Here is a 14,125-nt window from a genome sequence, read left to right on the forward strand (position 1 = left end):
CTGCCAGGAATCCCTTCTCAATATGCCTCCATCCCCCCGGTATTATGCAGGCCGTAGCGTCATAAGGAGGTACTTTTTGGGGCAAACTATAAATAGTTTATACAGAAGCAATATCAAGGATAGAAAGGTTGTGCCGCCACATGCATACCGTCTGGAAGGGTGCCATCAGCTTCGGATTGGTCCATGTCCCTGTCAAAATGTTCTCCGCCACAGAAGATAAGGATATTTCGATGAAATATCTACATAAAGTCTGCGGCAGCCCGCTGTCCTATGTTCGCAAATGCCCCGTGTGCGAGGAGGAAGTGGCATGGGAGGACATCAGCAAGGGCTATGAGTATGAGAAGGGACGCTTTGTTCTTTTTGAAAAAGAAGAGCTCGAGCAGCTCACCGATGCAAACAGCAAGAGTATTACGATTCTTGACTTTGTGAATTTGACGGATATTGATCCGATTTATTTCCAGAAGACGTATTATCTCTCTCCCGATCAGGCAGGGTCCAATGCATACCGCCTGCTGCTGGAGGCTATGCGGCTGTCGGGCAAAATCGGCATCGCCAAAATCGCCATCCGCTCCAAGAGCAGCCTCGCTGCCGTCCGCGTGCTGGATGAATGCCTCGTGATCGAGACGATTTTTTATCCCGATGAGATTCGGCCGCTGTCACAGGTGCCCAACCTGCCGGAAGGCGTCACCGTCAATGACAAGGAGCTGACCATGGCGCGCATGCTGATCGAGCAGCTGTCCACGCCGTTTGAGCCGGGAAAGTATACAGATGATTACCGGGAACGGCTGCTTGGTGCGATCCAGAGCAAGATTGCGGGCGAGGAAATTAAGGTCGCTCCGGCGGCGCAGGAGAGCAATGTTGTCGATCTGATGGCAGCCTTGCAGGCCAGCATTGAGGCTGTCAAGCCGATTGCGACGGACCCCGGGGACGCCGGCAAAAAGCGCAAGCCTGCCCGGAAGCCGGCGGCTGCAGCTGCGGCCAAGGTTAGCGGGGACGTCGGCGCCGCTCCCCCGGCCAAGCCGAAGCGGCAGAGCCGTAAAGCCAAGTCACCGGAAGCCGGCTCCTGATGGCCAGCGGCAGCCCCCTGTTTCCGAGGGAGCCGATGGCGCCCATTGCGGTGGACGACATTCCGGAGGGCGAGGAATGGGGCTACCAGCTGAAGTGGGATGGCGTGCGGATCCTGGCGCTTGTAGAGCACGGCAAGGTGACGCTCATGTCACGCAAGCTGCTGGATAAGACGGCCCTGTATCCAGAGATTACAGAATGTCTGCGCAGCGGGTTTCAGCAGCGCCTGCTGCTGGATGGGGAGGTCATTTATTTCGACCCGGAGCAGGGACGGCCGGTGTTTCAGAAGGTGCTGCAGCGCGAGCGCTCCAGAGTCGCTGCCGCCCAGAGTCCCCGGCTCACCTATGTTCTGTTTGACCTGCTGATCGACGGTGAAGAAGATCTGCGTACGCTGCCGTATGAGCAGCGACACGCTCGTCTCCAGGAGCTGATGGCGAAGCAGCCTGGTCTGCTGCTGTCCGAGCTGTTTCGTGATGGTCCCCGCCTGTGGGAATGGGCACAGGAGCGCGGCTGGGAAGGGATCGTCATCAAGCGCCTCAGCGCACCTTACCGCGAAGGCAAGAAACACAAGGATTGGCTGAAGAAGAAGATTGCACTCACCGTACAAGCCAGCTCACCCGGAATCATTCTGCGGGAAGGACGGGTTGCCAGTCTCGTTGTATTGGGTGAAGACGATGCCTATATCGGACGAGTCTCCCTCGGGCTAACCGAGCCGCTGAGGCGTCAGCTGCTCTCCTTTGCCCAGCAGCATCCCGGGCCGCCGCGCTGGTCACCATCGCCCGCGGCTGGGCGCAAGGAGCAGATCCAGTGGCTCAGCCTGCCTCTACAGCTTACGGTCACGTTTCTGGAATGGAGTCAGGACGGTATGATGCGTCATCCGAAGCTGCTGCATTTGGAAGGGCTGAAGCCGGAATGAGGAAGCAAGTGAAAGGCTTGCTGAGGATTGAGGGCCACGACATCGTGGTTACGAACCCGGACAAGCCCTTATGGCCCGAGGTCGGCATTACCAAAGCCATGTATTTGCAGAAGCTGACCGCCCTCTCTCCATTTCTGCTGCGCTACACGTCCAATCGGCTGCTCACGACCATCCGCTATCCGCACGGGGCTGCGGGAGAATCCTTTTATCAGAAAAATGCGCCTCAGCCGCGTCCCTCCTTCGTCCAGACCGCCGTTCATGAGAAGATTAACTACGTGCTGTTGAATGGCCTGCCCGAGCTGCTGTGGCTCGGTAATCTCGCCGCACTGGAGTTTCATCCGTCGCTGCACGCTGCCGGCAGTACACTGCCGTGCGAATGGATGATTGATCTCGATCCCACACTTCCCGAGGAGCCGCGCATCATGGAAGCAGCCAGCCTCGTAGGAGAGCTCCTCCGCTCGCTCGGCATCCAGTCCGTTCCCAAGACGTCCGGGGCTACCGGCGTGCAGATTATCGTGCCGATTGAAGCCGGGCTGACCTTCGAGGAGCTGCGCAGCGCCGGACAGTTTCTCGCCCAGTATGTATCCCAGAAGCATCCCGAGCTGTTTACGGTAGAGCGGCTGAAGAAGCACCGCGGCAACAAGATTTACTTCGATTATCTTCAGCATTACAGCGGACGCACGCTGGCTGCTCCCTACACTCCCCGCGCACGTCCCGGTGCCACAGTCTCTACACCCTTGACCTGGGAAGAGGTGAACCGGAATGTCTCGCCTTCCTCCTATCATCTGCTCAATATTGAGGAGCGGCTCCAGGAGAAAGGGGATTTGCTGTCTCTCCTCCCTCCCCAGCCGCTGGCTCCCCTTCTGGGACATCTGCGCAAGAAGCAGACATGATCTTTCATAGAAAAAAAAGCATCCTGCATACGCGCCAAACGCGATATGCAGGATGCTTTCTTGTTAGTGGATATCCTTCTTCTTGAACCGTCCGCCCTTCACATCGTGAATATTGCCTACAGCGAGGAAAGCTTGCGAATCCCAATCCTCCACGATGGTCTTGAGCTTCGCTTCCTCCAGGCGCGTAATAACGGTGAAGATGACCTTCTTGCTGTCGCCGGTATAAGCACCCTCGCCATCCAGGTAAGTCACTCCGCGTCCCAGACGCTGGGTCAGGGCATCCCCGATCTCCTTGTAGCGGTCGCTGATAATCCATACCGATTTGGACTGATCCAGCCCCTCGATCGTAATATCAATCAGCTTGAACGCCAGATAGTAGGCAATCAGAGAGTACATGGCCCGGTCCCACCCGAAGACGAAGCCGGCGCTGCCCAGGATGAACAGATTGATGAACATCACAATCTCTCCGACCGAGAACGGCAGCCTCTTGCTGAACAGAATGGCTACAATCTCGGTGCCGTCGAGCGATCCTCCAGAGCGGATGACCAGACCGACGCCGATCCCCAGGATGACACCCCCGAAGACGGCTGCAAGCAGCGGATCAATCGTAATGGGAGCCACCGGATGCAGCAGATACGTTCCCAGAGACATAACCAAAACGGCAAAAAGCGTAGAAAGCGCGAACGTTTTGCCAATTTGCTTATACCCCATGAACAGAAAGGGCAGGTTGAACAGCGTCAGAAAGATCCCCAGCGGCAGTGCGGTTGCATGGGATACCATAATGGAGATGCCTGTAATTCCGCCGTCAATAATGCGGTTCGGGACGAGGAAGATTTCCAGACCCACAGCCATAAAGCCCGCACCCAGGGTGAGAAAAATGAGCCGCCGCAGCAATCTTGCCCACATCGACTTGGCAGGCTGCTTCTCCGGCTGCACCGGCGTCTTCGCGGCAGGTGACACCTGCTGCTCGCGCGGCGGTGGTGCCGGCTTGGACAAGGATTTCAGTTCACTGGACATATGATTCCCCCGATTCTTAACCCAACGGCCGTCTTGCGGCCTGTCATGTAATATGTTTATTTTATCACATAACCTTGCGATATAGAAAAGGAGGAGGTGAAACAATATTCACCGCCTCCCGATAATATAAAGTGATCAGCCCTTCCTTACAGCATGGGAGACAGCATGCGGCAGAAGATCTCCGCTGCTTTTTGCGCGCGTCCCCGTTTGTGAAAGGCCTCCTCGTCAATCTCCTTACTGTGCGTCAGATCCTCCTGAAAATCAGCTACCAGATGCCCGATCGGCTGCGGATCGAACATGACCGCCGTCAGCTCAAAGTTGCAGAAGAAGCTCCGCATATCCATATTCGCCGTTCCTACCGAGCCCAGCAGGTCATCCACGATGAGCACCTTCGCATGGATGAAGCCTTTTTGATACTCATAAAATCGTACGCCGGCCGTAATCAGATCCTCTACATACGAGAGCGAAGCCAGCTTGACGAGTCGTGAATCCGCCTTGTCCGGGATAATGATGCGCACATCTACCCCGCTGACGGCCGCCGTTTTGAGTGCTTCAAAGATGCCTTCATCCGGGATGAAATAGGGCGTTGTGATCCAGATGCGCTCCTTGGCTACCGAAATAGATCCGAAGCACATCTCCTGAATTGCGTTCCAGTTCAGATCCGGACCGCTGCTCAGAATCTGCACCTGCTCATCCCCCTTGCATTGATGCTTGGGGAAGAGAGCCATATCGACGATTTTTTCACCGGCAGCGAGCCGCCAGTCATGCAGGAAGACATTCTGGAGAAAATAGACCGCGTCCCCCTGCACCTCAAGATGCGTATCGCGCCAATAGCCCATATCAGGGTATTTGCCCAGATAATCGTCACCGACATTTATGCCGCCGAGAAAGCCGACCGTGCCGTCTACCACGACAATTTTGCGGTGATTGCGGTAATTGATCCTCCGGTTCAGCACGGACACCATCGCAGGAAGGAAGAAGTGAAACTCTACGCCCGAATCCTTAAACCTGCGGATGAATGAGCGCTTCAGCTTGTAGCTGCCCAGCCCGTCACAGATGAGGCGGACCTTCACGCCCTCCTTGGCTTTGAGGATCATGACATCCTGGAACTTCGTCCCGATTGAATCATGCCGAAAGATATAAAATTCCACATGGATATGATCCTTTGCCTGCTCCATCGCGTGAAGCATCGCAGCAAAGGCCTCTTCCCCATCCGTCAGCACCCGGGTCGTATTGCAGCCCGTAATCGGCGTCTCGGACAAGTGATTCAGCAGATTGAACAGCCTCAGATTGTACTTGAATTCAGGGTTATGCATGCCGGATACCTGATCCACCACCGCTGCGCGGTCCCACAGATGATTCTTGATTTCACGGAAGAGCCGGGTGCCCCGGTTGCGGATTTTGAGCCGCTGCCTGTAATCCTGGGCAATAAAGTAGTAGAGAATGAAGCCGAGCAAAGGCAGGCAGAACAGAATAAACATCCAGGCCACCGCCTTGGACGGGTTGCGGAATTCCAGCAGCAGCACAGCCGCCATCTGAAGCACAAACGCAATGAGTGCAAGCAGGAGCCACATAACGGCAGCCTCCCAACGTCTAAGTATAATGGTTCCGTCCTGCAGTCCATGCAAAGATTTCTTTTACAGCATTGACCAGGAGGAGAGTGATTTATTCAATACATACCCAATCTCCCCGGTAACTGAATACACCGCGATCCATCCCGGGATTTGCTGACATGTTTCCACGTCCTCCGGAATAGATAAAGAGTAAGAAGCCGTCCAAGCATTGCCATGCCGCTTGCTATGAAACCCGGGCGGTGCAGAAAGGGGTGCTCATGAAACGAAAGCCGGGAAAGCAGCCGTTAACTCTGCTCGTGCTGCGGGATGCCCAGCAGTCCGTGCGGCAGATTCATTTCTCCAAGCCCTTGATGATCCTCGTTCCGGCCGCTGCCGTTCTCTCGATAGCCGGCCTGATTCTTACGATGCACATACAAGCTGAGCGTACCGTCTCCGGGCTGGAGCGCCAGCTGCTATTGAAAAATCTGGAAGCCTTGCGCATGGAAATTACGGTTACAGATAAGGATGAAGCGATTGAGCGGTTAAACCAGGCCATTCTTCAGCTGTCCAGTGAAGCGGCCGAAACCGAAGAGCAGATGCAGCGGGTCCAGGAGCTGGAGGCCGAGCTGCGGCAATTCATGAAGCGTCACGGGTACGATCCGGATAACATTACTTCCCTGGAGTCTTCAGGCGGCATGGGCGGCGAGTATGTTGCAGTGCACGAGTCTGAAATGCTGCAGCTGGCCGAAGAGACCCGGGATGATTTCGAGCGGGTGCGGCAGCTGATGTCTGTCATGGAGCAGGCCATCCCCCGGGCTCTCGACAGCGCGGAGCAGACTCGCCTGAAGCGGGAGGCCACCCCTTCCCTGTGGCCGACGAAATCCCGCACGCTGACGTCCAGCTTCGGCTATCGAACCGATCCCATCAATGGAAGAACCGCCTTTCATGCCGGCATCGACATTGCCGGTGACACCGGCGATCCCGTCTATGCCGCCGCAAGCGGGACGGTCAGCGCCGTGGAAAGGAGTGCGGTCCGGGGCCGCTACGTCATTGTCGATCATCCGGACGGACTCCAGACCTGGTACGTTCATCTGGACTCTGCTGCCGTTCAGGCCGGGGACTCCATTACCCAAGGCGATGTGCTCGGCCGGCTGGGAAGCACCGGGCGCAGCACAGGCCCGCATCTGCATTTTGAAGTCGTGAAGAATAACCGAACGGTAAACCCGCTGGAATATGTGAAGTAAATGCAATGGATTTGAAGGAGGATGAATACACATGATGAGATCCAGGAAGAAGTCAGCACGGCGGTCCCAAGGCCCCGCCACATTGATCAGTCAGGGAAGCCAGGTCGAGGGCAAGCTGATCTGTGAGAGTGATCTTCGGATTGACGGACAGTTTCAAGGAGATATTGAAAGCACGGGAGAGGTAACGATCGGAGAGCTCGCTGTAGCGCGCTCAAATATTACGGCCAAAGAGGTGTTCATTGCCGGAAAGGTGTATGGCGACGTGGCAGCTGAGGAAAGACTGACGATTACACGAACTGGACAAATGTATGGGGATGTGGTGGCCTCCTCCCTCATCATTATGGAGGGCGGGGTGTTAAACGGGGCCAGCCGCATGGAGCACCAAGCTTCTTCGGGGAATTCCGGTACAGCTTCCGATGCTCGCCATTTGCCGCAGCCGGAAGCGGGATAAGACTTGAGAACGGTTGGAGGATGAAGCAGCGAGCAGGCCATATGACGGGGTCATTCAAGGCTCGGGCCTTGATGTCCCCGGCTGGCTGCTGGCTATGGAGGATGGATCCTGACATTTTTGGGCGGCACATTCTTCGCAGAGTCCAATCGGAATATTATGCTTGAAATAACCGGTACGAAAAATTTTTCCGGACTGGTTCACGACACGGCAGCAAACAATGCAGTACATGTTCATCTCATCCATTCGGACCGCTTCCTCTCCGGGTCGTTTGTCGGATTGACTCGATACATATTGTATCATATTTAAAAATGTATATAATCCCGAAAAGTTTGTCAACCCGCAGTTAGGTCTTTTTGCCTGAGTGGGAAGAAGAAATAAGGTCTTAATATAAAAAAGACAGCTGCCTCTCCGGTGCAAAAGTCCGGTGCGAAAGGCAGCTGTCTTCTATTTCGTCATGCCCGTCTGCTCCTGCAGCAGACGGCTGAATCTGCCCTGCCGGTCCTGTGCCAGCTGACGGTAGCCCCCCTGCTGGATAACAGCCCCCTGCTCCATGACTATGACCTGATCCGCATTGCGGATGGTGGACAGGCGGTGGGCGATCACAACAATCGTCATGCTTCCTCTCAGGCTCTCCAGTGCAGTCTGGATCAGCCGCTCGTTCTCTGTGTCCAGGGCACTGGTCGCTTCATCCAGCACGAGCAGGGTCGGGCGCTTGAGGATGGCCCGGGCGAGAACGATCCGCTGCCGCTCTCCTCCGGAGAGGCGGATTCCCCGGTCTCCAATGACCGTGTCCAGCCCCAGCGGCAGGCTGCGCACGAATTCCTCCGACGCGGAGAAGCGCAGCGCTTCCCACAGCTCTTCCTCCGACGCATCCGGTGCCACCAGCTTTAAGTTATGGCGAATGCTCTCATGGAACAGGAAAGGGTCCTGCGGAACATATCCGATGCCATCCCGGAGCCGGTACAGCTGCTGCTCCTTTAGCGGGATGCCGTCTACGAGAACCTCCCCGCTTTCCGGCGAAATCAGGCCCATGAGCAGATCCATCAGGGTGCTCTTGCCCGCGCCGGACCTGCCGACGATGGCTGTCATTTGACGGGCAGGAATTTGAATGGTGATATCGCGAAGGGCATAGACGGGGGAGTCGGGTTTATACCTGTAGCTGACGCCGCGGCACTGGATGCCCTGGGTCATGTGCAGCTTCTCCTGTTTCCCCTTGTTCTCTTCCTCGCCTCCTGTCCACTCCCGCTCTTGTCTAAGCTCCTGCTCCAGCCGGCGCATCGCGGTAAAGGCGGGTATGTTCGTGACAAGCTGCTCAGACTGTGACTGAATCGCAATGAAGCGCGGCCATAGCCTGGAGAAGATCAGCACGATCAGGATCAGCTTCTCTGCCGGGGTATGCAGCATTTCGATGGACACATAGATAAATCCCGCGATCAGCAGCACCGAGGACAGGCGGTAGATGAGCTGGGACTTGGAATTAATATCTCCGAACGTAATAAAATTGGTCTCCATTTGACGGGAGAGCCTTGCGAACCAAGAGGTATGAAAGGGCTCAAGACGATTGCTCTTGATGTCCTTAATGCCGCTGAAATGCTCCTGAATCCCGGCAAAATAATACTTCGACAGCTCCGTCGTCTGCTCTCCCACCCGCTTCGACCCCCGAATATATCTTCGTCCGAACAGCGCGAGCGCAGCACCCGAAAGAAGCACAAAGGCGGTCAAGAGCGGCGAAATCCAAAAGGCAAGGCCGATCTGAATCAGTGTGAACAGCCCGGCTGTAATCATGCTCATGAACAGAAATACTCCTTGATTGACCCTTCCCAGCTCATTGGACATCATGTGGTGAAAGTCCGATTTGCGGCTTCGGAGGAAGAACTCCCACCTTGCGTACAGCAGTCCTTCATACGTTTCCATCCGCATCCGGCGGATAAAGCCCTGCAGCATGCGCGTACTAAGCAGGCTCTGCAGTCGGGTAAGCATGGCTTGCCCTCCCAGAATAAGCACATACAATACTAGTACCAGGAGCAGGCTCAGCTCGGTGAACCAGCCTTCCAGCAGGGTCTGCACCCCCGATACAAGCGGCCAATCGTTCCAGGCCTGCTGCTCCAGGAGGCCGATCATGCCCAGCAGCGGAATTATGAGATACAGTCCGAGTCCTTCCAGCAGGCTGATTACCAATACAAGCGTGATATTCAGAACCAATCTGAAGCCGGAAGCTCTGTACAGCTTGGCGATAAAATACATCAGATCCTTCAAGACAACAACTCCTTATACGCCGGAGCGTTCCGGCTTGAGGCCTTTACGAGAAGGCTGCTTTGCAAAAATGCCCACGACAGCATACTGCTCATGCCCTTCAGCTCCGGTCACCAAATAAGAGCCGCTGCGCAGCCAGGCATGAGCGGCCATACGGCCCTGAGCATCTCGGCCGCTTCCCAGGTACAGGGTGCTCTCCACACCGCGCCGCTCCAGCATGACCATGGCTGCTACCGCTTTGACCAGACACTGACTCTCCCACCAGGTATAGCGGCTCATACGGTGTACCGCTTTGGATACCTGCTTCAGCAGCCTCAGCTCCTGCTCCGTGCACGGAGCTGCCGAGGTCTCCTTCATCGGAGCTCCCAGCGAAGCGGACACCTTGGCGAACGGAAGCAGCTTGAAGATTCGGCCCCAGGCCAAGCAGAGATAAGCCTCGGCATGCAGCATTTTTACGGAAAGGGAACTGTTCAGAATGCGCTGCAGCTTTGTCTTTCTCCTCATGACCCCGACTTCACCTGAATGAGGCCTTCCTCAACCAGCTGGGTGACAAAGGCCTGAACCTGCATATCACACACCTCGCGCTCAATATCGTATTCTGCGACCAGCTGATCCACGATCAGAGACAGCGAGATCGGCGCTGCCGCCAGCTCCCAGATCCGTCCCCCGATGTTCCCTAGGTTGTAGTACTTCCCGTTCTGTATACTCATCATGACCTTCTCGCCGTCCATGTCACTGACCAGAAACCCTTCCTTCTGTACGATCAAATCTTGGGCTGTCATCATATGGCTCTTCATCTTTAATTCCTCCCCGCGAATGGATTTTTGGACAAGGCCTGGAGACGGCGCCAGGACCACAGCACCGGCCGAAGCACGTAATACAAGAAATGGAGCTCCCGTGGAAGCGGCAGCTGCATAGCATCTCTGGAGTTCGGAAGCAGCTTGTTTCGGAAATAAGCCGCTCTTTGTTTTCCGTCCATAAGTGCAATCAAGTAACGGTTATAGTGCCAGGCTACGCTTTTTTCCGGGACTGGATTGAGCTGAACGATTCGTTCAATGTAATGAAGCGCCATGGCGGCCAGCTGCCGGCTCTTCGTGCTTTTCATGAAGGGATGCAGCTCTACCGGAATCCGGACGTAGAACAGTGCCGACGCCAGAATCCAGGCCTGCCCCGCATAATGCTCCCCTCCCTGCTCCCGTAGATGATGCTCCAGGAGAAGAGCGTCTAGTCGCGGAGTCAGCTTGACTATATCCATCAGCCAGCGGAGACGGAACCAGCCGTGCCTCGCCCCGTGGTCGGTCAAATACCCGAGCAGATCCTCATGCCCCAATCCGTATACGGTCTGCCCGGACACCGAGATGGCGCTGCGCCGGGACCAGAGCTGATCAAAGGAATACGCTTTGCTGAAGTGCGGATTGAGGCGCCAATGGATCTCCACCTGAGCCGCGTGCGCCGCATGCTTTAACGAAACATGGTGACTGGTCTGCTTCCAGTTCGCCAGGACACGCTCCTCTTCCGGGATGTACCCGAGCTCCTTCAATACTCCCTCGGCTTTCTCGACCTCGTCTTGATGCAGCAGCAGATCCAGATCCTTGGAGGTCCGAAGAGACACATCCCCATACAGCTGCATCGCAAGAGAAGGTCCTTTCAGAAACAGGCAGCGGATTCCGGACTTCTCCAGCGCCGCCTGAATGGTGCTCATCTCCCGGGTCAAATGCAGCATCTGGACTGTATTGCTCTGGTATTGCCGGCGAAGAGCTTCGAGAATGTCATCCGGAACCAGCCGTTTCGGCAGCTCCTTCAGCCGCAGATAAACGCGCGGAAACACCCGATGATGCATGGCCAGCCGGACCAGCAGATTCCAATCCAGCTGCGGCGGACATTGCCGGACCAAGGCTTCTGCCGGGACCTCCTCGCGCAGCAGCCGCAGCATAAACACCAGCTCTTTGGGCATTGTAGAGCTGCTTCGTTCTAGAATCCCGCGGGTTTTCAACGTAAACACCTCCGTAGGTATCATGACAGGGTAGGCACCGGCTCTCGCAAGCCTTGATTCATACCGGGACGCCCCACCGAATAGTACACGAGCCCGGTTTCAGCCAGCTGCTCTTCCGTGTAAATATTCCGTCCATCAATCAGGTAAGGCCTCTTCAGCCAGCTCTCAATTTGGGCCGGAGAAATATGCTGGAATTCGCTCCACTCGGTCAGAATGCACAGGGCATCACATTCACGAGCAGCGTCCGCAGCCTCACTGCAATACTCCACGCCGTCCTTCCCGAACTGCTTCCTGAAGTTATCTGCCGCGACCGGGTCGTAGGCTTTCACGCGCACCCCCCGCTCCAGCAGCGCCGAGATAATCTCAACAGCCGGGGCATCCCGCACATCATCCGTCTCCGGCTTGAATGACAGCCCCCAGATGCCGATGACCGCGTCCTCCATGTTCTCCAGCAGCAGGTCGAGCTTACGCACGACGTTAAAACGCTGATCGCGATTCACCTCAACGACGGATTTCAGCAGCTTGAAATCATAGTCCATCTGCCCTGCAATCTGAATCAGCGCCTGGGTATCCTTAGGGAAGCAAGAGCCCCCGTACCCGATTCCCGCCTTCAAAAAAGAAGAACCGATGCGCTTGTCGAATCCCATTCCATGGGCGACTTGAGTCACATCGGCTCCTACCTTTTCACATATGTTGGCAATTTCATTAATAAAGGAGATTTTGGTCGCTAAAAATGCGTTGGACGCGTACTTGATCATCTCGGCACTTCGGATATCCGTAATGACAATATTTGCGGTCAGCCGCTCATGAAGCTGTACCAGCTTGTCGGCTGCCCTTACACTGTCGGTCCCGATAATGATTCGGTCCGGATTCATCGTGTCCATGACCGCTGTACCCTCCCGCAGAAATTCCGGTACAGATGCGACGTCGAACTCCTCCCGGGTTCTTGCGGCAATAATCTCCCGGATTTTCTCGTTCGTGCCGACCGGAACCGTACTCTTGGTTACGACTACCGTATACCCGCTCAGCGATTCCGCAATATCCACCGCCGCCTGCTCGATATAGCTCAGATTCGCCTGGCCATTCGGCAGAGAAGGCGTTCCTACTGCGATGATAACCAGCTCCGCCCCTTGAACAGCGTCCGCGGTGTTCGTCGTAAAGCTCAGGCGTCCCTGGTCCAGATTATCGACAATCAAGGGCTGCAGGCCCAGCTCGTAGATGGGAGCTTCTCCCGCCTGAAGGCGTTCGATTTTCTCTGCCACCTTATCCACGCACACCACCTGATGCCCCAGCTCTGAAAAGCATACTCCTGACACCAAGCCGACATAGCCGACTCCAACCACTGCAATCTTCAATGGATTTCACTCCCCAGCGCTATCATAATAATTTCTTCCCAGTGCACAGCGAGCCGGACAATATCATCCTCAATCAGCTGGCTGCCGGTCTGTACCTCGATAATCTCCATATCAGTAAACCCCTTCAGGCTATGCCGGGCCTCAGCCGGGATGACGATCACATCGCCTTTATCTACCTTGGAAGCCACGCCGTCCAGAATCATTTCTCCTTCGCCGGATATGACCGTCCAGACCTCGCTGCGCAGCAGATGGTACTGATAGCTCAGATTGTTGCCTGCAGTCACGCAGATGCGCTTGGTCAGCACCTCATACCCTCCCGGATACTTGATATAGTCGAGCACCCGGTACCGGCCCCAGCGCCGTTCCTCGTACATGGGACGCTGGTCCCCGAAGGAAAGCACCTCCTTGATGCGCAGACTGGCATTTTTCTCCGACACCAGAATGCCGTCCGGACTTGCTGCCACAATCAGGTTCGGGGCGCCAATGACCGTAATCGGGATGTCCAGCTCATTAATAATATGCGTGTTGAAGGAATCATCCGTTAACACACCCTTGCCGACCAGAGGCGTGTGAATCTCTTCGGTCAGCATATCCCAGGTGCCGAGATCCTTCCAGATCCCGTGGTACGGCAGCGCGACAATCTTCTCAGCCCGCTCCACGATGGCATAATCGAAGCTGATCTTCTCCATTCGGCTATATTGGCGAAGCATTTCTTCATATTGAATCGGGAGGCCGCGGTCCAGCAGCTGCTGAATGATATAGCCCAGCCGGAAAGCAAACACGCCGCAGTTCCACAGCGCTGACTGCTGAATCAGCCCGCGGGCCTGCTCTTCATCCGGCTTCTCCGCAAAGTGGCTGATTCTCACATAATCCATTCCCTGCTCGGTCACAGCATGCTCCCCCGGCACCATATAGCCGAATTTAGAAGAAGGGCGGTCCGGCGCTGCGCCAATTAATCCAAGGTCCGCGTCAGTGTCCTTCAGCAGCGGCTCCAGCTCTTTGACCTTCTGGAAGAAATGTGTCTCCACGTAGGGATCCACCGGCAGCACGGCCACGATCTCATCGAGGCTTGCCCCTTCATGGAATATAAATAGCAGGCGGATAAGGCAATCGCCGGGAAGGTATCCCGGCGCTCCGGCTCGACAATGATCTCCAGCTCATAGCCCAGCTGACTTTGCAGCAGCTCCACCTGAGATTTGCCTGTAGCTACGGCGGCGGTGGATTGAAGCTGCAGCTCCCCGAGCTGGCTCCAGACACGCTGCACCATGGACTGCGGCTGTCCGTCAGGTCCTTTGAGCACCTTCAGAAACTGCTTCGATCGGGTCTCATTCGACAGCGGCCATAAGCGGTTCCCGCTGCCTCCGGACAATAGTATCATTTGCACG

General features: G+C 55.8%; 12 protein-coding genes and 1 pseudogene. 5 read left to right on the forward strand and 8 right to left on the reverse strand.

Translation table 11 applies throughout. From position 1 onward, the window contains the following. Window positions 1-140: 140 nt before the first annotated feature. From ku to ligD, 3 genes are read left to right on the forward strand one after another with little or no spacing between them, the layout of a single operon-like run. Window positions 141-1,067 carry a non-homologous end joining protein Ku gene (gene ku, locus E6C60_RS16490; protein WP_138226837.1) on the forward strand — a complete coding sequence of 309 codons (927 nt, stop codon included), beginning with the start codon at window positions 141-143 and terminating at the stop codon, window positions 1,065-1,067. After that, window positions 1,067-1,981, forward strand: a complete 915-nt coding sequence (locus E6C60_RS16495; RefSeq protein ID WP_138226838.1) for an ATP-dependent DNA ligase — start codon at window positions 1,067-1,069, stop codon at window positions 1,979-1,981. The genes ku and E6C60_RS16495 overlap by 1 nt, the downstream gene beginning before the upstream one ends. Next, on the forward strand, window positions 1,978-2,874 hold the full coding sequence (ligD, locus tag E6C60_RS16500; protein ID WP_138226839.1) for a non-homologous end-joining DNA ligase: 897 nt from the start codon (window positions 1,978-1,980) through the stop codon (window positions 2,872-2,874). Before E6C60_RS16495 ends, ligD begins: the two co-directional genes overlap by 4 nt. Window positions 2,875-2,937: 63 nt before the next feature. On the opposite strand, the gene E6C60_RS16505 is transcribed toward ligD, so the two are convergent. Continuing rightward, on the reverse strand, window positions 2,938-3,891 hold the full coding sequence (locus E6C60_RS16505; RefSeq protein ID WP_175415342.1) for a YitT family protein: 954 nt from the start codon (window positions 3,889-3,891) through the stop codon (window positions 2,938-2,940). Between the two features lie 146 nt (window positions 3,892-4,037). Continuing rightward, window positions 4,038-5,465 carry a cardiolipin synthase gene (cls, locus tag E6C60_RS16510; RefSeq protein ID WP_138226840.1) on the reverse strand — a complete coding sequence of 476 codons (1,428 nt, stop codon included), beginning with the start codon at window positions 5,463-5,465 and terminating at the stop codon, window positions 4,038-4,040. A 257-nt stretch (window positions 5,466-5,722) separates the two neighbouring features. Here cls and E6C60_RS16515 point away from each other — a divergent pair, with 257 nt between their 5' ends. Together E6C60_RS16515 and E6C60_RS16520 are read left to right on the forward strand one after the other, a co-directional pair. Further along, the gene (locus tag E6C60_RS16515) at window positions 5,723-6,688 is read left to right on the forward strand and encodes a M23 family metallopeptidase (RefSeq protein WP_138226841.1); all 966 of its coding nucleotides are present in this window, start codon (window positions 5,723-5,725) and stop codon (window positions 6,686-6,688) included. 31 nt (window positions 6,689-6,719) lie between these two features. After that, window positions 6,720-7,139, forward strand: a complete 420-nt coding sequence (locus E6C60_RS16520; RefSeq protein ID WP_233281042.1) for a bactofilin family protein — start codon at window positions 6,720-6,722, stop codon at window positions 7,137-7,139. Between the two features lie 444 nt (window positions 7,140-7,583). On the opposite strand, the gene E6C60_RS16530 is transcribed toward E6C60_RS16520, so the two are convergent. The 6 genes and pseudogenes from E6C60_RS16530 to E6C60_RS16555 form a co-directional block, all read right to left on the reverse strand. Continuing rightward, complete coding sequence (locus tag E6C60_RS16530) at window positions 7,584-9,395, reverse strand: ABC transporter ATP-binding protein (protein ID WP_138226843.1); 1,812 nt, start codon at window positions 9,393-9,395, stop codon at window positions 7,584-7,586. Window positions 9,396-9,407: 12 nt separating this feature from the next. Next, window positions 9,408-9,896 (reverse strand): lasso peptide biosynthesis B2 protein, encoded by a 489-nt coding sequence (locus E6C60_RS16535; protein ID WP_138226844.1) that lies wholly within the window; start codon window positions 9,894-9,896, stop codon window positions 9,408-9,410. Beyond that, window positions 9,893-10,189, reverse strand: a complete 297-nt coding sequence (locus tag E6C60_RS16540; protein ID WP_138226845.1) for a lasso peptide biosynthesis PqqD family chaperone — start codon at window positions 10,187-10,189, stop codon at window positions 9,893-9,895. The genes E6C60_RS16535 and E6C60_RS16540 overlap by 4 nt, the downstream gene beginning before the upstream one ends. Before the next feature lie 2 nt (window positions 10,190-10,191). Further along, entirely contained in the window at window positions 10,192-11,385 is a 1,194-nt protein-coding gene (locus E6C60_RS16545) for a nucleotidyltransferase domain-containing protein (RefSeq protein ID WP_175415343.1), read from the reverse strand. A 20-nt stretch (window positions 11,386-11,405) separates the two neighbouring features. After that, window positions 11,406-12,740 carry a UDP-glucose dehydrogenase family protein gene (locus E6C60_RS16550; protein WP_138226847.1) on the reverse strand — a complete coding sequence of 445 codons (1,335 nt, stop codon included), beginning with the start codon at window positions 12,738-12,740 and terminating at the stop codon, window positions 11,406-11,408. Next, window positions 12,737-14,124 (reverse strand): annotated as a pseudogene (locus E6C60_RS16555) (sugar phosphate nucleotidyltransferase). Before E6C60_RS16555 ends, E6C60_RS16550 begins: the two are co-directional and overlap by 4 nt. Between the last annotated feature and the right edge of the window lies 1 nt (window position 14,125).

It is taken from the genome of Paenibacillus algicola (genome assembly GCF_005577435.1).
GTDB lineage: Bacteria > Bacillota > Bacilli > Paenibacillales > Paenibacillaceae > Paenibacillus_AQ > Paenibacillus_AQ algicola.